We start from the raw sequence: 18046 nt of genomic DNA on the forward strand, positions 1-18046 counted from the left end.
GCGGTGCGGTCTTTCAGATGACGCGCCGCAGCGTGTCCGGGGTGAGATCTTTGAGCGCCGGATAGCCGTCGACGGCCATGGTCAGGTCGGCCTCGGCGAGCAGCATGCGCAGCACGTGAACGACGCCGTCGACCCCGCCCAGTGCCATTCCGTAGGCGTAGGGCCGGCCGACGCCGACCGCGGTGGCGCCCATGGCCAGCGCCTTGACGACGTCGGCGCCACTGCGGATACCGGAGTCGAAGAGCACCGGCAGCCCGCCGGCCGCCTCGACGACGCCGGGCAGGCAGTCCAGCGCCGGCAGCCCACCGTTGGCCTGCCGGCCGCCGTGGGTCGAGCAGTAGATGCCGTCGACACCGCCGTCGATGGCGCGCCGGGCGTCGTCGGGGTGGCAGATGCCCTTGATGATCATCGGCAGGTCGGTCAGCGACCGCAGCCAGGTGAGGTCGTCCCAGCTCAGCGGATTGCCGAAAGTCTGCGCCCAGGCCAGCACGGTGCCCTGCGGGTCTTCCTCCGGCGGCCGTTGCAGGCCGGCGCGGAACACCGGGTCGCTGGTGTAGTTACTCAGGCAGTGGCCACGCAGTTGGGGGAAGTTGGCCGTGGTGAGGTCGCGCGGGCGCCAGCCGGGGATCCAGGTGTCCAGAGTGACGATGATGGCTTTGTAGCCGGCGGCTTCGGCGCGCTGCACGAGGCTGGCGGCCAGGTCCCGGTCCTTGGGTGTGTAGAGCTGGAAGAACCCGGGGGTGTCACCGAACTGCGCGGCGACGTCTTCCAGCGGGTCGGCGGTCAGGGTCGAGACGACCATCGGCACCCCGGTACGGGCCGCCGCGCGTGCGGTCGCCAGGTCGCCGTGGCCGTCTTGGGCGCACAGTCCGATGACCCCGATTGGCGCCATGAACAGCGGCGAGGGCAGCGTCAGGCCGAACATCTGCACCGACAGGTCGCGTTCGGCGGCACCGACGAACATGCGGGGCATCAGGCCCCAGCGGTCGAAGGCCTCGCGATTGGCGCGCTGGGTGCGCTCGTCGCCGGCTCCCCCGGTGACGTAGGACCAGACCGACGGCGGCATCGCCATCTCGGCTCTGGCCTCCAGCTCGGCGAAGGACATCGGAAGCGAGGGCGCAACCCCGGCCAGGCCCTGGAAATAGATTTCGAGCTGATAGTCGCCGAATGCCATGACTTAGAGAATGCCAGCCGACGGAATCCGCGGGCGCTACCGCTCCGGGGATTCCGCCTCGGCCAGTTCCTTCTTCCACTGCCGGAACGTCTCTTCGGTGCGGCCGCGCCGCCAGTAGCCGGAGATCGACGCCGCCCACTGGGCGTCGACGCCGCGCTCCTTGCGGATGTAGGGCCGCAGGTTGTGCATGACGGCCTGCGCCTCGCCGTGGATGAAGACGTGCACCTGACCGGGCAGCCAGCGGGCGGTGGTGACCGCCTCGATCAGCGGCGCGTGGTCACCGGCGCGTTCTTCGGGCACCAGGTCCGCCCGCCCGCCGCGATACACCCAGTTGACCTCGACGCCGTCGGGGGCGGTCAACGGTATCTCGTCGTCGGGACCCGCCACCTCGATGAATGCCATCCCGACCGCGGAGTCGGGCAGCGCTTCCAGCGCGACCGCGATGGCCGGCAGCGCGGCCTCGTCGCCGGCGAGCAGATGCCAGTCGGCGGCCGGGTCGGGGCTGTAGGCGCCGCTGGGTCCCATCAGGTAGATCGGCTGGCCCGGCTGGGCAGTGGCGGCCCACTGCCCCGCGACCCCGTGCTCGCCGTGCACGGCGATATCCACCGTGATCTGGCCGGCGTCTTCGTCGACGCGGCGAACGGTGATGGTGCGCACTGGCGGGCGCTTTTCCGGCGGCAGCTCGGCGAAGCTGTCGATCGTCAGCGGCTGCGGCAGCGCGGCTACGTCGACGTCCTGGGAGACGAACACCAATTTGACGTAGGAATCGGTGAACTTGCTCGGCACGAACGTGTCGAAGTTGTTGCTGCCCAGCACAACCCGCATCATGTGCGGGGTGAGCTGCTCGGTACTGACCACTTCAAAAGCCTGTACAGGCCGGCCTGCCACTGATCCTCCTGTCGTGATCTGACCCCTCGTCGACTATACGAGCCGAGCCTGGCCGCGCCGTTTCCGCACGATCCGCCAGCAACCGTCGCGACACTCGACCAGGCCCGTCAATTCCAGCAATGCCAGCGGCCCCAGCACGTGTTCCGGGGGTAGGCCGGCGGCGACGGCGATCTGGTCCACCGCGGCCGCACCCCGGCCGGGCAACGCCTCGTAGACCCGACGCTCGGCCTCGTCCAGCCCGTCCAAGGCTGTGGTGGGCCGCGGCTCGTCGGGCGCGAGCTCGCCGATACGGCCGACCAACTCAACGATCTCCTCGTACCGGGTGACCAGCTCCGCACCGCTGCGCAGCAGCACATGACAACCCGCCGACGCCGACGACGTCACCGGCCCGGGTACCGCCGCCACGACCCGGCCCAGCGATCGCGCCCAGGCGGCGGTGTTGGCGGCTCCACTACGCAACCCCGCCTCCACCACCACCGCCGCGCCGGACAGCGCTGCCACCAGGCGGTTGCGGGTCAGGAACCGGAATCGCGCCGGGCGCACGCCCGGCGGGTATTCGGTGCACACCAGACCGTGTTGGCCGATGCGGTGCAGCAGCGCGGAATGCCCCGCCGGGTAGGGGACGTCGAGCCCGCAGGCCAGCACCGCGACGGTGACTCCATCCGCGGCCAGCGCCGCGCGGTGAGCAGCCCCGTCGATGCCGTAGGCCCCGCCGGACACCACCGCGACATCACGCTGCGCCAGACCGGTGGCCAGGTCGTGGGCGACATGTTCCCCGTATGCCGTCGCGGCCCGGGTACCCACCAGTGCGACCGCGCGCGTGCTCACCTCATCCAGGCGCGCGGGGCCGGCGACCCACAGCACCATCGGCATCGTGTTCCTGGACCGGATGCCGTCGAACGCGGCGAACGCGAGCACTGGCCACTCGTCGTCGTCGGGAGTGACCAGCCGGCCGCCACGGCGCAGAATCGCGTCGAGATCTGTTGCAGCCTGGTCGATTTCGCGCCGCGCCGCGGTCAGCCGCAACAGTTCGTCGCCGACCAGGCCGCGACGGACCCGCTCGGCGGCCTCCTGCGGCCCGACGCCTTGGACCAGGTCGGCCAGCTCGGCGCAGGGCGGTTCGGCCACCCGCGACAGGTATGCCCAGGCCCGCATGGTGGCGTTGTCGTTCATCGCCGTGCTCCCATCTGCCGGAAACTCAGTGCGGTCGCGACCTCGGGCAGCCCGGGTGAGGTACGGCCGGCCAGATCGGACAGGCTCCACGCGACCCGCAGCGTGCGGTCCACCCCCCTGATGCTGAGCACTCCGTCGTCCAGGGCCTGGTGCAGCGGCTTCATCGCGGCGCTGCTGGGCCGGAACTTGCGGCGCAGTAACGGCCCGCTGACTTCGGCGTTGGTGCTGAAACCGTGCGGGCGCCACCTTTCGGCGGCCGCGTCCCGCGCCGCTGTCACCCGCTGGCGTACCTGCGCCGTCGATTCCCCTGCGGTGACTCCGAACGCGCCCGCCCGCACCGGATTCATCTGCACGCGCAGATCAACCCGGTCCAGCAGCGGACCCGAGAGCTTGCCCAGATAGCGGCGCTTGACCGCTCCCGCGCAGATGCAGTCCTGCGGATCGGCCGGCGCACACGGGCACGGGTTGGCGGCCAGCACCAGCTGGAACCGCGCCGGGTAGCAGGCCACGCCGTCCCGGCGGGCGAGGCGAATCTCGCCGTCTTCCAACGGTGTTCGCAGTGCCTCCAACACGCTGACGCTGATTTCCGCGCACTCGTCGAGGAACAGCACGCCGCGGTGTGCGCGGCTGACCGCGCCCGGCCGGGCCATTCCCGAACCGCCCCCGACCAGTGCCGCGACGGTGGAACTGTGGTGGGGTGCGACAAACGGTGGCCTGCGCAGCAGCGGGGTGTCGGCTGACAGCAACCCCGCGACAGAGTGAATCGCGGTCACTTCCAGCGACTCGGTGTCGGACAGCGGCGGCAACAAGCCTGGAAGCCGTTGCGCGAGCATCGTTTTGCCGACCCCGGGCGGGCCGGTGAGCATCAGGTGATGCGCTCCCGCGGCGGCGACCTCGACGGCGAAGCGGGCCTGCGACTGCCCGACCACATCGGCGAGATCCACCGGTGGCTCGTCGAGGGCGGCCGACGGGGTGATCCGTCGCTCCAATTCCGCCGATCCGCTGAGCCAACCTCGCAGCTGCCGCAGCGTGCGCACACCCCAGACATCGATGCCGTCGATCAGACTGGCCTCGGCCAGGTTGTCGGCGGGGACGACGACCGACGGCCAGCCGTCTCGCTTGGCGGCGAGCACCGCGGGCAGTACCCCGCGCACCGGCCGCACCCGGCCGTCCAGGGATAACTCCCCCAACAGCACCGCCTTCTCCAGCCGGTCCCAGGGCTTTTTCCGCTGCGCGGACAGCACTGCCGCGGCGAGGGCGATGTCGTAGACCGAGCCCATCTTCGGCAAGGTGGCCGGCGACAGTGCCAGCGTCAGCCGGGCCTGCGGCCAGTCGTTGCCGCAGTTGACGACCGCGGCCCGCACCCGATCGCGGGACTCCTGCAGCGCCGCGTCCGGCAGTCCCACCAGGTGCACACCCGGCAGCCCCGAAGAGATGTCGGCTTCGATTTCCACGGTTTCGCCGTCCAGCCCTCGCACGCCGACGGAGAACGCACGCCCGAGTGCCATCAGCCGATGCCCTGCAGGTGGGTGAGCTCCGGCACCGGTCGTCGACCGATCCGTATCCCGATCATGTCGATGCGGATCACTGCCCAGCGCTCATCCTGACCGGCCAGCCAGAGCCCGGCCAGGCGACGCAACCGGCGCACCTTTGCTCCGGTCACTGCCTCGGCGAGGCCGCCGTACCCGTCCCCGCTGCGGGTTTTGACCTCGACGAAAACCACTGTGCGGCGGACTCTGTCGCACGCAATCAGGTCCAGTTCGCCGTACCGGCAACGCCAGTTGCGGCCGAGGACGGCCAGCCCGAGCCTGGTCAGATGATCGGCGGCCAGTTGTTCGCCCCACGCCCCCAGCTGGGCCCGCGTCATGGTTCTTTCGGTCGTCATGCCGCCCAAACTGCACGTTGGCGGCGACACGGGCCGGCACACAACAGGCCCGCAGGCGCAAGGGCCTACCGGTTGTCCACAGTTACGCAGCTATCCCCAAGCAAGCCTCGATCACGCGCTGGAGAACTCGAAATCTAGGTCTTCTTGCTCGGGATGATGATGACGACGATCAGCGTGAAGATGCTGAAGAACAACCCCAGGATCCCCCAGAACAGGGCGCTGCGGCCCTTCATCGACGCGACCACGGCGCAGATGACGGCCGCGATGACGCTGCCAATCGCGACGAAGATCCCCTTGATACCGCGCAGGATGAAGCCCGCGGCCTCGGGATTGCTCTGCGCGGCTAATACCATTTCATGCAGCATGGCCGTCTCCTCCCGTGTGTGGTTTCGAGCGGCTACCCGCGCCGGGGGTCACTTAACCCGGTCCGCCCGGCTATAGACGTTCATCGAGTGCTCCCGCAGGAACGCCACCAGCGTGATCCCCGACTCCTCGGCCAACGCGACGGCCAGCGATGACGGCGCCGAGACGGCGGCCAGCACCGGAATGCCGGCCATCAGCGACTTCTGCGTCAATTCGAACGACGCCCGCCCGCTGACCAGCAACACCGTCGCGGCCAACGGCACCCGGCCGCGCTCCAACGCCCACCCGATGACCTTGTCGACCGCATTGTGCCGGCCGATGTCCTCGCGCACGGTGAGCATGGTCCCGTCCGCCGTGAACAGGGCGGCGGCGTGCAGACCTCCGGTCGCGGCGAAGACCTTCTGCGCGGACCGAAGCTGATCGGGCATCGCCCGCAGCGCAGCCGCGGGGACGGTCACCGGATCGTCTCCGGGCGCGTGCCGGCTGATCAGTCGCACCGCCTCCAGCGACGCCTTGCCACACACCCCGCAGGACGAGGTGGTGTAGAAGTTGCGCGTGACGTCGACACTCGGTGGTTCGACGCCGGGCGCCAGCGTCACATCCAGGACGTTGTAGCTGTTGACACCGTCGTCGTCGCGGCCCTCGCAGTAGCGGATCGCCAGCACGTCGTCGCGCTGCGCGATGATCCCCTCGGTGAGCAGAAACCCTTGCGCGAGTTCAAAATCCGAACCCGGGGTCCGCATGGTGACGGTGGTCGGCACGCCGTTGAGACGGATCTCCAGCGGCTCCTCGACGGCGAGGGTCTCCTGACGGGTGGTCTCCCGGGCGCCAGCCAGATGCTTGACCCGCCGCCGCGCGGTCAGGTGCCGCACCGGGTCTTCCCGCCCGGCACCGCAGTCTCGGCTGTCACGGCCTCAACGTACCTCCACTGGGATCAGGAGGCCGGCGTCACACCGCTGACGCCAGCGACTCCAGCGCCTCCGCCGAGGTGTGGGTCGGGTGCCAGCCGAGGTCGCGCTGGGCCCGGCTGGTGTCCATCACGACCGACGCGCGTGCCACGTGCAGCCATTCCAGCAGCGACGGGACGAACGGCAGGTGGGAGATCGCCGCCGAGGCCGCCGAGGCCGCTGCTGCCGGAACCCGCACCGGCCGTCCGCCCAGGGCCCTGGCGACATCGCTGATCGTCACCACCCCGTTGCCGGCGATGTTGTACGCACCGGGCGGGGCGGGGGCCACCGCCGCCAGCGCGATGGCGGCGGCGACGTCGTCGTGGTGCACCAGTTGCAGCGGCACACCCGGATCCGGGATCACCGGCTTGAGTTTCTGCAGCACCTTCGACACCGCGCGCAGCGGAGCGGGTAGCTGGTTCCACGGCATCGCGTCGGCCAGGGCGGGTGCCTCGGGGCCGGTGACGATGCAGGGCCGCAGCACGAAGACGTCCAGGGGTGAATCCGCGGTGACCTCGGCGAGCACCGCTTCGCACGCTGATTTCTGCGCGGAATAGTAGTGCTCGTCGGAACCCCGGGTGGGCACGTCCTCGGTGAGCGGCACCGGGTTGTCGGAGTGGTAGCCGTAGGCCGCGACCGACGAGGTGTAGACCAGACGGCGCGGCTGACCGGATGCCTGCTGCGCGGCCACGGTCGCCTCGAAGACGTTGCGGGTGCCCTGCAGGTTGACCCGTTCGCTCTCCTCCCGCGATCCCATGACGATGAAGGCCAGGTGGACCACCACGTCGGCGTCGGCGACCAGCGCGTCGACCGCCTCCCGGTCCAGGATGTCGCCCTGCAGGTAGGTCGTCTTGGTCCAACCGCGCGACAGCGGATCGAACGGCCGGCGTGCCATCCCGATGATTGTGCTGACCGCAGGCTCACGCTCCAGGGCCGTGACGGCGGAGATGCCGATCTCTCCGGTCGGGCCGGTAACGGCGACAGTAATTCCCATTTGAACGAAACTTCCCAGAGCCGTCACTGGCCAAACGCAAAAAGTCGTAGGTCACAGATGTGTGCGAACTGCGGCAGATGGTTATTCATAGCGCGTTCACATCGGGCACCCCGGCGAAAGAGGGACCATGCAGCTGATAGCACCGGCCGACTCCATGTTCCTGGTCGGCGAATCCCGCGAACACCCCATGCACGTAGGCGCTCTGCAGCTGTTCAAGCCGCCGGAAGGCGCCGACGACGACTTCGTGACCGAGGCTTACGAGTCCATGCTGCGGTGCACCGACGTTCAACCCACGTTCCGCAAGCACCCGGCGTTTTTCGGGCCGGTCACCAACCTCGCGTGGTCGCATCAGCGCGAGGTCGAGCTCGACTACCACTTCCGGCGCTCGGCCCTGCCGCGGCCGGGTCGGGTCCGCGAGCTGCTCGAGTTGGCCTCCCGCCTGCACGGCAGCCTGCTCGACCGCCACCGGCCCCTGTGGGAGGCGCACCTGGTGGAGGGCCTCAACGACGGGCGCTACGCGGTGTACACCAAGTTCCACCATTCGCTGATGGACGGCGTGTCCGCCTTGCGGTTGATGCAACGCGCTTTCACCGACAATCCGGACGACGACGAGGTGCGGGTGCCCTGGGAGCTCAAGCCGCGCCATCGCCCCGGAGGCGGTCAGAAGTCGTCGCCGCTGGATGCGCTGACCGACACCGTGCGATCGACCGCCGCCCTCGCGCCGTCCACGTTGTCACTGGCCCGTGCGGCGCTACTGGAACAGCAGCTGACGCTCCCCTTCCGGGCGCCCAAGACGATGTTCAACGTCCGGATCGGCGGCGCCCGCCGCATCGCCGCCCAGTCGTGGCCACTGGAACGGATCTTCGCGGTGAAGGACGCGGCCAACGCGTCCTTCAACGACGTCGTGCTGGCCATGTCAGCCGGTGCACTCCGCACCTACCTGATCGAACAGAACGCGCTGCCGGACACTCCGCTGATCGCGATGGTGCCGGTGAGCCTTCGCAAGGACGGCGAAGCCGAAACCGGCGGCAACTCGGTGGGAACCGTGTTGTGCAACCTGAACACCCACATCGAAGACGCGGGCAAGCGGATCCAAGGCATCAGCTCGTCGATGAGCGAGCAGAAAGAGGTGTTCAACAAGCTGCCCAAGGTTCAGCAGCTCGCGCTGTCCGCCTTCATGACCGGTGGCCTGTTCCTCGGACTCATCCCCGGTTTCATCCGCACCGCCCCGCCACCGTTCAACATCGTGATCTCCAACGTGCCCGGTTCCAAGGAGCCGCTGTACTGGCGGGGGGCGCAGATGGTCGGCAACTACCCGCTGTCGATTACCTTGGACGGTCAGGCGATGAACATCACGGTGACCCACAACGCCGAGAATCTCGACTTCGGACTTGTCGGCGCCAGAGGCAGTGTGCCGCACCTGCAACGCATGCTGAGTCACCTGGAGACGTCTCTGAAAGATCTCGAACGCGCCGTCGGCGTGTGAGGCCGCGCGCGGTCCCGCTACTCTACGGCCATAGCAGCGCCGAAGGGAGGAAGCGACGTGGCCGACGAGACCACCGCCGCCAGTGCAGCACCGGGTGCACTCACGGCTGACCCGGCAACGGTTTTCGCCGCCCTTGCCGAGATCATCTACCAGGGTTCGGATGCGACCCAGATGTATGCCGCGATCTGTGTGGCCGCCACCCTGGTGGTCCCGGGTTGTGACCACGCCAGCCTGCTGGTCAAGCGCGACGACCGCTACGTCACCGTCGGCGCCAGTTCGCGGCTCGCCCACCGTGTCGACGACCTCGAACGCCGTTCCGGTGACGGCCCCTGTATCGATGCGATCGAGGAAGAAACGCCGCAGGTCGAGCCGGACCTGACCAAGCCGAACCAGTGGCCACATTTCGCCGCCCGCCTGGTCGAGGAGACACCGGTGCGCGGTGCCATGGGGTTCCGGCTGCTGATCGACAAGCGCAAGGGCGCCGCACTGAACCTGTTCAGCGAAAAGCCCAACGTCTTCGACTCGGAGGCCGCGGGCCGGGCCGCGGTGCTGGCCTCCTTCGCCAGCGTCGCCATCAACGCCATCGCGCACGGGGAGGACGCCACCAGCCTGCGCCGGGGGCTGCTGAGCAACCGGGAGATCGGCAAGGCTGTCGGCATGCTGATGATGCTGCACGACATGAACGAGGACGACGCCTTCGATCTGCTGCGCCGCCACTCGCAGGGCCTGAACATCAAGCTCGCCGACGTCGCCCGCAAGGTCATCGAGTCCCGCGGCAACCTGCCGGACTCCGAAGAGGACGCGTCCTAGCCTTACCGCTATTCGGGCAGCCGCAGTTCGGGCTTCTCGACCTCTTCGATGTTGACGTCTTTGAACGTGACCACCCGCACCTGCTTGACGAAGCGGGCCGGCCGGTACATGTCCCACACCCACGCGTCGGCCAGCCGCAGTTCGAAATACACTTCGCCGTCGGCGTTGCGCGGCACCATCTCCACGCTGTTGGCGAGATAGAAGCGACGCTCGGTCTCCACGACATAGCTGAACTGACCGACGATGTCCTTGTATTCGCGGTACAGCGAGAGCTCCATCTCGGTTTCGTACTTCTCGAGATCCTCTGCACTCATCAGTTCAGACGTCCTTCTCCCGGAGCTGCTGCCCCATCTTCTCTCAACGGAAATCGCCGCTATCGCTCGGGCACTCGGCCACGAACTCGGCCGTGCCGCCGGTCGCGACCCGCCGCACGTTGATGAACGAATACCGGTGCTGCGGGCACGGACCCAGCTGGGCCAGCGCGCGGCTGTGCGCGGGCGTGCTGTAGCCCTTGTGGTCGGCGAAACCGTAGCCGGGGTGCTCGGCGTCCATGGCGACCATCAACCTGTCCCGGCTGACTTTCGCCAGCACGCTGGCCGCGGCGATGCAGGCGGCCGCCGCGTCACCACCGATCACCGGCAGCGACGGAACCGACAGGCCGGGCACCCGGAAGCCGTCGCTCAGGACGTATCCCGGCCGCAACGACAGACCGGCCACCGCGCGCCGCATGCCCTCGATGTTGGCCACGTGCACACCGCGGCGGTCCACCTCGGTCGACGGGATGAACACCACGTGATAGGCCAGCGCGTACCGGCGGATCAGCGGGAACAGCTTCTCCCGGGCCTTTTCGGTCAGCTTCTTCGAATCATCAAGAGCAGCAAGGCTTTCCAGCCGTCCAGGGCCCAGCACGCAGGCCGCCACGACCAGCGGCCCGGCGCAGGCCCCGCGGCCCACTTCGTCCACTCCGGCGACGGGGCCCAGACCATTGCGGTAGAGCGCCGATTCCAAGGTGCGCAGCCCTCCGGACTTGCGGATCACCGTGCGGGGCGGCCAGGTGGTGGCCATGGTCACTGACCCTGCTGGGGGTCAATCGAACCCACACCACCCCATCGCTTCGGCGGCCACACGATGAACCTGGCCTTGCCGATGACATTGGCGACCGGCACGGTGCCCGCCGTCGGGTCACCGGTGCACTGCATCGGGCAGTGCGCGCGCGAATCCGCCGAGTGGGTCCGGTTGTCGCCCATAACCCACAGCCGTCCCTCCGGCACCTTGACAGGGCCGAACTCGCTGCCCAGGCAGGGATAGACCGACGGATCGGCCATCATGGTGGACGGGTCCAGGTACGGCTCCTTCACCGGCTTGCCGTTGACCGTCAGGCCGGTATCCGCGCGGCAGGCCACCGTCTGCCCACCGACCGCGATCACCCGCTTGACCAGGTCGTTCTCGTCGGGCGGCACGAAACCGATGAAGGACAGCACGTTCTGGGCCCAGCGCAGCGCGGTGTTGGACGAACGGATCGACTTGTAGCCGACATTCCACGACGGTGGTCCCTTGAAGACGATGACGTCACCCGGTTTCGGAGAGCTGAACCGGTAGGTCAGTTTGTCGACCATGATGCGGTCACCGACACACGTGGAGCAGCCGTGCAGAGTGGGTTCCATCGACTCGGACGGAATCAGGTACGGACGCGCGACGAACGTCAGCATCACGTAGTAGAGAACGATCGCGACGACCGCGAGCGTGGTCAACTCGCGCAGCGTCGAACGCTTCTCGGGCTTTTCCTTCTTGCCCTTCGGCTTGGGATCCGAGTCGGTCTCGCCCGACGTGTCGGTCTTCGGCACGGTCGACTCCGACTTGCCGGCGTCCGGCTGGCGCTCCGAGGGTGAGTCCTCCGGAGGGGAATCCTCAGTGTCAGTCACGAGATCAGCGTAGCCAGCACAGGGCGTACGGCTGCGGACGCCGGGTCGCGACCGCGGTCAGCGCTTTTCCTTGATCTTGGCCTTCTTGCCGCGGAGCTCACGCAGGTAGTACAGCTTGGCGCGGCGGACGTCGCCACGGGTGACCACCTCGATGTGGTCGATGTTCGGCGAGTGGACCGGGAAGGTCCGCTCGACACCGACGCCGTAGCTCTCCTTGCGCACGGTGAACGTCTCGCGGATGCCGCCACCCTGCCGACGGATCACCACGCCCTTGAAGACCTGGATGCGCTCCTTGGCGCCCTCGATCACCTTGACGTGCACGTTGATGGTGTCGCCCGGGTTGAAGGCGGGGATGTCGTCGCGCAGCGACGCCTGGTCGACGAAGTCCAGCCTGTTCATTGGAAAGACACTTCCTCGGGGTCGCGGCTTCGCGAGCCGCGCGCACGCAGGCGTGCGACGGTCACCAAGCCGATGGTTAGGGCTTCTTGGGTGTACCTCTCAGCAGGCGGTAGGCACCCAGCCCGCCGACAACCGCTAAAAGACAACTGGCCAATTGTGCCAGACGGGGCGCATGCAGTGAAAATCACAGGAAACTGTAGTGGTTCGCGCCCGCCCTAAACCGCCTGCAAGTGGTACATATAGCTGGGGTCGAACCGCGCGGATCCGAACCCTTGCCAAGGACCCGCCGAGCCGGATTCCCGGGGCAGCTGACTCGGAAATGCGCCGCGGCCCGCCCCGAACGGATGCCTTGAAGAAGCCCGAGGATGCCGAAGGAGTGCCATGCGAGCCCGGCCGCTGACGTTGCTTTCCGCCCTGGCGGCGGCGGCATTGGTGGTGGCCGCCGGTTGCGAGGCGACGGTGCACGCGAAGGCGTTCAGCTACTCGACGGACCGGACCGCGGCTCAGCCCCAGCCACAGCCTCAGCAGCAGCTGGTCGAGCTGCTGCTGCGCTCCATCACCCCGACCGGACAGCCGATGGCGCTGCCGACGACCCTGGCCGCGGGCGGGCTGGCCGGCGTGCAGGCACGCATCAAGCAGGCCACCGACCAGGCCGCGGCGAGCGGAGCGACCCTCTCGGTGGCGATCTTCGACCGCGCCACGCACGAGCTGGTCTCCAACGGCAACAGCCAGATCATCGCCACGGCGTCGGTGGCCAAGCTGTTCATCGCCGATGATCTGCTGCTGCGCGAGGCCGAAGGCAGGTCAGTGCTCTCCCCCGACGACCGCCAGTCGCTGGACGTGATGTTGCAGTCGTCCGACGACGGCGCGGCAGAGCGTTTCTGGGGCCAGGACGGCGGCGACTCCATCATCACGCAGGTGGCGAGCCGGTACGGGCTGACGTCGACGGCGCCGCCCAGCGACGGGCGGTGGTGGAACACCATCAGTTCGGCGCCCGACCTGATCCGCTACTACGAAATGCTGCTCGACGGCTCGGGCGGATTGCCCGTGGAGCGGGCCCGGCTGATCGTCAACGACCTGGCCAAGTCGACCCCGACGGGAGTCGACGGCTACCCCCAGCGATTCGGCATTCCTGAGGGGCTGTATGCCGAACCCGTTGCGGTGAAGCAGGGTTGGATGTGTTGCATCGGCGCCGACTGGATGCATCTGTCGACCGGTGTGATCGGTAAAGACCGTCGCTACATCATGGTGATCGAGTCGCTGCAGCCCTCCGACGACGCAACGGCACGTGAGACGATCACCCAAGCCGTCAAGACAATCTTCCCCAACGGCCGCATCTAGTTCTGGCGCGAGCAGCCGCAAACTCGCACTGGATCGGCGGATTTCATGCGAGTTTGCGTCTGCTCGCGAGGGAAATCAGTCCAGCAGCTCGGGGCGGCGGTCGCGGGTGCGCTGCAGGGACACCTCGCGGCGCCACGCGGCGATTCGGGCGTGGTCGCCCGACAGCAGAATTTCCGGGACATCCAGGCCGCGCCAACTCGGCGGGCGCGTGTAGCTGGGCCCCTCGAGCAGCCGGTCCAGCGCCGGCGAGTGCGAATCGTGTTGGGCCGAGGCGGGATTGCCTAACACTCCGGTCATCAGGCGCAGCACGGCCTCGATCATCACCAGGGCCGCTGACTCACCGCCGGGCAACACGTAGTCACCGATCGACACCTCTTCGACCCGCATCCGGCGCGCGGAGTCCTCGACCACGCGCTGGTCGATGCCCTCGTAGCGGCCGCAGGCGAAGACCAGGTGCCGCTCGGAGCTCCACCGCTGCGCGGTGGTCTGGTCGAACAGCACGCCGGCCGGGCTGGGAACCACCAGAAGCGTTTCTTCCGAACAGATTTCGTCCAGCGCCTCGCCCCAGACCGGCGCCTTCATCACCATGCCGGGGCCCCCGCCGTAGGGCGAGTCGTCCACCGAATGATGCACGTCGTAGGTCCACCGGCGCAGATCGTGCACCTGCAGGTCGACGAGACCCGACGCAATAGCTTTGCCCGGCAACGATTCTCGCAACGGCTGCAGGTACGCTGGGAAGATCGTGACGACGTCGATTCTCATCCCAGGTCCAACAGGCCTTCTGGCGGTTCGATTTCGAGCGTGCCGTCAGCCAGCGACACCGAAGTGACGATCGCACTTACGAAGGGCACCAGCACTTCACCGGATTCGCTCTTGACCGACAGCAACTCACCGCCGTTCGTGTGCAGGACTTCGGCGACGACGCCGATCTGCTGGCCCGCCCTGGTGCGGACCCGCAATCCTTCCAACTGGTGGTCGTAGTAGGTGTCCGGCTCGTCGATCGGTGGCAGCTCTGCGGAATCGATGACGAACAAGCTGCCCCGCATCGCATCAGCGCCATCCCGGTCATCGACGCCTGCCAGGCGCACCAGCAGCCGGGCCCCGTGCGGTCGTGCACTCTCGACGACGTAGCCGCGCGCGGGACCCGGGTCGCGGGGCTTCCTGGCACGCAAGGTGGCGCCCGGCGCGAACCGGACGTCGGGATCGTCGGTGCGGACGTCGACGACGAGTTCGCCGGAGATGCCGTGCGCTTTCGCCACGCGCCCGACGATCAGCTCCATGTGAGCGCTGCTACTGGTCGGTGTCCACCACGTCGACGCGGATGCCGCGGCCACCGATGCCGGCGACCAGCGTGCGCAGCGCGGTGGCGGTACGGCCACCCCGACCGATCACCTTGCCCAGGTCGTCAGGATGGACGTGAACCTCGACAGTGCGCCCACGACGGCTGGTCACCAGATCGACCCGGACATCGTCAGGGTTGTCGACGATGCCACGGACCAGGTGTTCGACGGCGTCGACCACGACGGTGCTCATGGCGCCGATCAGCTCTCGGTCTCGGTGGCGGCCTCGGTGCCTTCGGCCGGCGCCTCCGCCGGTGCGTCGGCAGCCGCCTCGTCGCCCTTGGCGGCCTTCTTCGGCGCGGACTTCTTCTTCGGCTTGGTGGCCTCGGTGGTGGGCCCGCCGTCGGCGGCTGCCAGCGCGGCGTTGAACAGCTCGAGCTTGCTGGGCTTGGCCGGCTTGACCTTCAGGCGGCCCTCGGCGCCGGGCAGGCCCTTGAACTTCTGCCAGTCACCGGTGATCTTCAGCAGCTTGAGGACGGGCTCGGTGGGCTGGGCGCCGACGCCGAGCCAGTACTGCGCGCGCTCGGAGTCGATCTCGATCAGGCTCGGCTCTTCCTTCGGGTGGTAACGGCCGATGACCTCGATGGAGCGGCCGTCGCGACGGGTGCGCGCGTCGGCGACGGCGATGCGGTACTGGGGATTGCGGATCTTGCCAAGACGGGTGAGCTTGATCTTCACAGCCATGGTTAAGCGACTCTCCTGTGGTGTCACGCTGCAATTCAGCGACCGGGGCGGGTTGCCCGGGTCCGGTTTTGCCTCGCGTGTGTGACCACCCGGCGATCGTGATCGCGGGGCGGACAGCGGCCCATTGTGCCAGAACCGGGTGCCCCGGCGTTAATTGCCGTGGCGATCGCAAGCGCGGCGGAGCCGGGCGCTGCGGGTCGCCACCGTTGGACCCGAAGCGAGAGCGCTGCTGCGCCCAGATTGCCGCCATGGTCGTGTCCGGGGCCGCGACACAGCCCTGCCGGCAATTTCGGCGCCCGCGGCGAGGAGCGACCCGAGGCTAAGCCCGGCTACATGACCTTCTGGAAGGTCTTGGTCTCGACGCGGCGGGTCATCCGCCAGCCCTCGGAGGTACGCGCGAACTCGTCGTCGTACCACAACCCGCAGAACAGAATCTGGTCCTTCTCCCCGCCCAGCACCATCGGGTTGAAGCAGATCACCCGCGACGACGCGGTGTCACCGTCGATGCGGACCGAGAAGTTGCCCAGCATGTGCGAGTACACCGGGAAGTTCGGCAGCACCTCCGACAGCCACTTCTTGACCTCGGGGTACTCGCCGGCGATTCCTCCCAGGGCCGTGTAGTCGATGTACGCGTCCGGAGTGAAGACCTTGTCCAGGTCGTCGAACCGGCGCTGGTCGATCGCCGACGAGTAATCGACGAGAAGCTGCTGGATCTCCAGACGGTCGGATATCTCTTCCAGGCTCAACATGTCTCGATTCAACACCGCGGCCGCAGGCGATAAAATCTGCGCCCATGCGAAAGCTCATGGCCATCGCCGCCGCGCTGCTCTGCGTCACCTTCCTCGGCGCGGCCCCGGTTTCCGGCGCCGACACCGACGTTCAGCAGGCGGCGGGTTCGATGCCGATCCCCGACGGCCCCGCCCAGACCTGGATCGTCGCCGACATGGACAGCGGTCAGGTCCTGGCCGGACGCGAGCAGAACGTCGCCCACCCGCCGGCGAGCACCATCAAGGTGCTGCTGGCGCTGGTCGTACTCGATGAGGTGCCGCTGAACACCACGGTCGTCGCGGACCTGACGGACACCGCGGTGGAGTGCAACTGCGTCGGGGTCAAAGTCGGGCACACTTACACCGCGCGCCAGCTGCTGGACGGTCTGTTGCTGGTGTCGGGCAACGACGCCGCCAACACGCTGGCCGACATGCTGGGCGGCCAACAAGCCGCGGTGGCCAAGATGAACGCGAAGGCCGCCTCGCTGGGGGCGTCGAACACCCACGCGGCGACGCCCTCCGGTTTGGACGGGCCCGACGACTCCGGCTGGTCGACGGCGCACGACCTCGCGGTGATCTTCCGCGCGGCCATGGCCAACCCGACTTTCGCCAACATCACCGCCGAGCCGTCGGCGATGTTTCCCGGCGAGAACGGGGACCAACCAATCCTGAACCAGGATGAGCTGCTGGCCCGGTATCCGGGCGCCATCGGCGGCAAGACCGGATTCACCAACGCCGCGCGCAAGACTTTCGTCGGCGCGGCAGCCCGTGGTGGCCGCCGGCTGGTGATCGCCATGATGTACGGGCTGGTCAAAGAGGGCGGGCCGACGTACTGGGACCAGGCGGCCAGCCTGTTCGACTGGGGCTTCGCGCTCGGCCCGCAGGCCGGTATCGGCTCGTTGTAACAGCGGGGCACGCTCCGGTCACAGCAAAGCATCACGCCGCGTTTTCCGGGTCCGCGCGTCCGGTGCCGGCGTACGCTGACCAGCCTTATGGTTAACGCCCTGACGCCACATTTTGACGACGTGCAAGCGCACTACGACCTGTCTGACGAGTTTTTCCAGCTGTTTCTGGACCCGACCCAGACATACAGCTGCGCGTTCTTCGAGCGCGACGAAATGACGCTCGAACAGGCGCAGATCGCCAAGATCGACCTGTCACTGGGCAAACTGGGTCTGCAGCCCGGGATGACACTTCTGGACGTGGGCTGCGGCTGGGGCGCCACCCTGCGCCGGGCCATCGAACAGTACGACGTGAACGTCGTCGGCCTGACGCTGTCGAAGAATCAGGCGGCGTACGTGCAGAAGTCGTTCGACCAGTTGGACAGCCCACGCGCCAGGCGCGTGCTGCTGCAGGGCTGGGAGCAGTTCGACGAACCCGTCGACCGCATCGTGTCGATCGGCGCCTTCGAGCACTTCGGTCACGACCGGCACGCCGACTTCTTCGCGAAGGCTCACCGGATCCTGCCCGCCGACGGAGTGCTGATGCTGCACACGATCACCGGCTTCACCAAGCAGCAGATGACCGACCGGGGCTTGCCCCTGACCCTGCGGGTGATCCGGTTCTTCCACTTCATCAAGACCCAGATCTTTCCGGGCGGCGCCCCGCCGATCGTCGAGATGGTCGAAGAGCATTCCGCCGGTGCGGGTTTCACGCTGACCCGCAACCAGTCACTGCGGCCGCACTACGCGCGGACTCTCGACCTGTGGGCCGAAGCCCTCGCCGCACACAAGGACCGGGCCGTCGAACTCCAGTCCGAAGAGGTGTACGACCGCTACATGCATTACCTGACCGGCTGCGCCCAGCTCTTCCGGGACGGCTATATCGACGTCAACCAGTTCACCCTGCAGAAATAGCGGCCCGCCCACCACCC

General features: G+C 68.0%; 22 protein-coding genes. 5 read left to right on the plus strand and 17 right to left on the minus strand.

The features are described from left to right. Positions 1 to 13: 13 nt before the first annotated feature. The 8 genes from ACNQS7_RS08810 to ACNQS7_RS08845 form a co-directional block, all read right to left on the minus strand. The gene (locus ACNQS7_RS08810; RefSeq protein WP_418012256.1) at positions 14 to 1174 is read right to left on the minus strand and encodes a lactate 2-monooxygenase; all 1161 of its coding nucleotides are present in this window, start codon (positions 1172 to 1174) and stop codon (positions 14 to 16) included. A 36-nt stretch (positions 1175 to 1210) separates the two neighbouring features. Next, on the minus strand, positions 1211 to 2062 hold the full coding sequence (locus ACNQS7_RS08815; RefSeq protein ID WP_418012257.1) for a siderophore-interacting protein: 852 nt from the start codon (positions 2060 to 2062) through the stop codon (positions 1211 to 1213). Between the two features lie 33 nt (positions 2063 to 2095). Beyond that, the gene (gene dprA, locus ACNQS7_RS08820) at positions 2096 to 3235 is read right to left on the minus strand and encodes a DNA-processing protein DprA (RefSeq protein WP_418012258.1); all 1140 of its coding nucleotides are present in this window, start codon (positions 3233 to 3235) and stop codon (positions 2096 to 2098) included. Further along, positions 3232 to 4743: a YifB family Mg chelatase-like AAA ATPase gene (locus ACNQS7_RS08825; protein ID WP_418012259.1), complete on the minus strand. Its 1512-nt coding sequence runs from the start codon at positions 4741 to 4743 to the stop codon at positions 3232 to 3234. Before ACNQS7_RS08825 ends, dprA begins: the two co-directional genes overlap by 4 nt. Next, the gene (locus tag ACNQS7_RS08830; protein WP_418012260.1) at positions 4743 to 5120 is read right to left on the minus strand and encodes a YraN family protein; all 378 of its coding nucleotides are present in this window, start codon (positions 5118 to 5120) and stop codon (positions 4743 to 4745) included. The genes ACNQS7_RS08825 and ACNQS7_RS08830 overlap by 1 nt, the downstream gene beginning before the upstream one ends. A 134-nt stretch (positions 5121 to 5254) precedes the next feature. After that, positions 5255 to 5485 (minus strand): deoxyribodipyrimidine photolyase, encoded by a 231-nt coding sequence (locus ACNQS7_RS08835; RefSeq protein WP_065043784.1) that lies wholly within the window; start codon positions 5483 to 5485, stop codon positions 5255 to 5257. A 48-nt stretch (positions 5486 to 5533) separates the two neighbouring features. Beyond that, positions 5534 to 6355, minus strand: a complete 822-nt coding sequence (gene fdhD, locus ACNQS7_RS08840; RefSeq protein ID WP_418012261.1) for a formate dehydrogenase accessory sulfurtransferase FdhD — start codon at positions 6353 to 6355, stop codon at positions 5534 to 5536. A gap of 76 nt (positions 6356 to 6431) precedes the next feature. Then, positions 6432 to 7424 carry an NAD-dependent epimerase/dehydratase family protein gene (locus tag ACNQS7_RS08845; RefSeq protein WP_418012262.1) on the minus strand — a complete coding sequence of 331 codons (993 nt, stop codon included), beginning with the start codon at positions 7422 to 7424 and terminating at the stop codon, positions 6432 to 6434. Between the two features lie 127 nt (positions 7425 to 7551). Between ACNQS7_RS08845 and ACNQS7_RS08850 the strand changes: the two genes are divergently transcribed. Both ACNQS7_RS08850 and ACNQS7_RS08855 read left to right on the plus strand, forming a co-directional pair. Continuing rightward, the gene (locus ACNQS7_RS08850; protein ID WP_418012263.1) at positions 7552 to 8910 is read left to right on the plus strand and encodes a WS/DGAT/MGAT family O-acyltransferase; all 1359 of its coding nucleotides are present in this window, start codon (positions 7552 to 7554) and stop codon (positions 8908 to 8910) included. 57 nt (positions 8911 to 8967) lie between these two features. Beyond that, the gene (locus ACNQS7_RS08855) at positions 8968 to 9720 is read left to right on the plus strand and encodes a GAF and ANTAR domain-containing protein (protein WP_418012264.1); all 753 of its coding nucleotides are present in this window, start codon (positions 8968 to 8970) and stop codon (positions 9718 to 9720) included. Positions 9721 to 9728: 8 nt separating this feature from the next. Here the strand turns inward: ACNQS7_RS08855 and ACNQS7_RS08860 are convergent, their stop codons facing one another. The 4 genes from ACNQS7_RS08860 to rplS are packed head-to-tail and all read right to left on the minus strand — an operon-like array spanning position 9729 to position 12041. Further along, positions 9729 to 10034, minus strand: coding sequence for a DUF2469 domain-containing protein (locus ACNQS7_RS08860; protein ID WP_012393608.1), 306 nt, complete (start codon positions 10032 to 10034; stop codon positions 9729 to 9731). Between the two features lie 43 nt (positions 10035 to 10077). Next, the gene (locus ACNQS7_RS08865) at positions 10078 to 10785 is read right to left on the minus strand and encodes a ribonuclease HII (RefSeq protein ID WP_418012265.1); all 708 of its coding nucleotides are present in this window, start codon (positions 10783 to 10785) and stop codon (positions 10078 to 10080) included. Between the two features lie 2 nt (positions 10786 to 10787). Continuing rightward, the gene (gene lepB, locus ACNQS7_RS08870; RefSeq protein ID WP_418012266.1) at positions 10788 to 11642 is read right to left on the minus strand and encodes a signal peptidase I; all 855 of its coding nucleotides are present in this window, start codon (positions 11640 to 11642) and stop codon (positions 10788 to 10790) included. A 57-nt stretch (positions 11643 to 11699) separates the two neighbouring features. Further along, on the minus strand, positions 11700 to 12041 hold the full coding sequence (rplS, locus tag ACNQS7_RS08875) for a 50S ribosomal protein L19 (protein ID WP_044510756.1): 342 nt from the start codon (positions 12039 to 12041) through the stop codon (positions 11700 to 11702). Positions 12042 to 12422: 381 nt separating this feature from the next. On the opposite strand from rplS, the gene ACNQS7_RS08880 reads away from it, so the two are divergent. Beyond that, the gene (locus ACNQS7_RS08880; RefSeq protein WP_418012267.1) at positions 12423 to 13382 is read left to right on the plus strand and encodes a hypothetical protein; all 960 of its coding nucleotides are present in this window, start codon (positions 12423 to 12425) and stop codon (positions 13380 to 13382) included. A 75-nt stretch (positions 13383 to 13457) separates the two neighbouring features. On the opposite strand, the gene trmD is transcribed toward ACNQS7_RS08880, so the two are convergent. The 5 genes from trmD to ACNQS7_RS08905 form a co-directional block, all read right to left on the minus strand. Continuing rightward, positions 13458 to 14144, minus strand: a complete 687-nt coding sequence (trmD, locus tag ACNQS7_RS08885; RefSeq protein WP_418012268.1) for a tRNA (guanosine(37)-N1)-methyltransferase TrmD — start codon at positions 14142 to 14144, stop codon at positions 13458 to 13460. Continuing rightward, a complete protein-coding gene (gene rimM / locus ACNQS7_RS08890; RefSeq protein WP_418012269.1) occupies positions 14141 to 14662 on the minus strand; it encodes a ribosome maturation factor RimM in 522 nt (173 codons plus the stop codon). The genes trmD and rimM overlap by 4 nt, the downstream gene beginning before the upstream one ends. A 10-nt stretch (positions 14663 to 14672) precedes the next feature. After that, positions 14673 to 14915 carry an RNA-binding protein gene (locus tag ACNQS7_RS08895; RefSeq protein ID WP_036354608.1) on the minus strand — a complete coding sequence of 81 codons (243 nt, stop codon included), beginning with the start codon at positions 14913 to 14915 and terminating at the stop codon, positions 14673 to 14675. Positions 14916 to 14923: 8 nt separating this feature from the next. Beyond that, positions 14924 to 15406: a 30S ribosomal protein S16 gene (gene rpsP, locus ACNQS7_RS08900; RefSeq protein ID WP_418012270.1), complete on the minus strand. Its 483-nt coding sequence runs from the start codon at positions 15404 to 15406 to the stop codon at positions 14924 to 14926. A 329-nt stretch (positions 15407 to 15735) separates the two neighbouring features. Next, positions 15736 to 16155 (minus strand): nuclear transport factor 2 family protein, encoded by a 420-nt coding sequence (locus ACNQS7_RS08905; protein ID WP_418012271.1) that lies wholly within the window; start codon positions 16153 to 16155, stop codon positions 15736 to 15738. A 44-nt stretch (positions 16156 to 16199) separates the two neighbouring features. Here ACNQS7_RS08905 and ACNQS7_RS08910 point away from each other — a divergent pair, with 44 nt between their 5' ends. Together ACNQS7_RS08910 and mmaA2 are read left to right on the plus strand one after the other, a co-directional pair. Next, positions 16200 to 17078 carry a D-alanyl-D-alanine carboxypeptidase family protein gene (locus tag ACNQS7_RS08910; RefSeq protein WP_418012272.1) on the plus strand — a complete coding sequence of 293 codons (879 nt, stop codon included), beginning with the start codon at positions 16200 to 16202 and terminating at the stop codon, positions 17076 to 17078. An 87-nt stretch (positions 17079 to 17165) separates the two neighbouring features. Continuing rightward, positions 17166 to 18029, plus strand: coding sequence for a cyclopropane mycolic acid synthase MmaA2 (gene mmaA2 / locus ACNQS7_RS08915; RefSeq protein ID WP_418012273.1), 864 nt, complete (start codon positions 17166 to 17168; stop codon positions 18027 to 18029). The last annotated feature ends 17 nt before the right edge of the window (positions 18030 to 18046 follow it).

This window comes from Mycobacterium sp. 23 (genome assembly GCF_048287075.1).
Lineage (GTDB): Bacteria > Actinomycetota > Actinomycetes > Mycobacteriales > Mycobacteriaceae > Mycobacterium > Mycobacterium gordonae_B.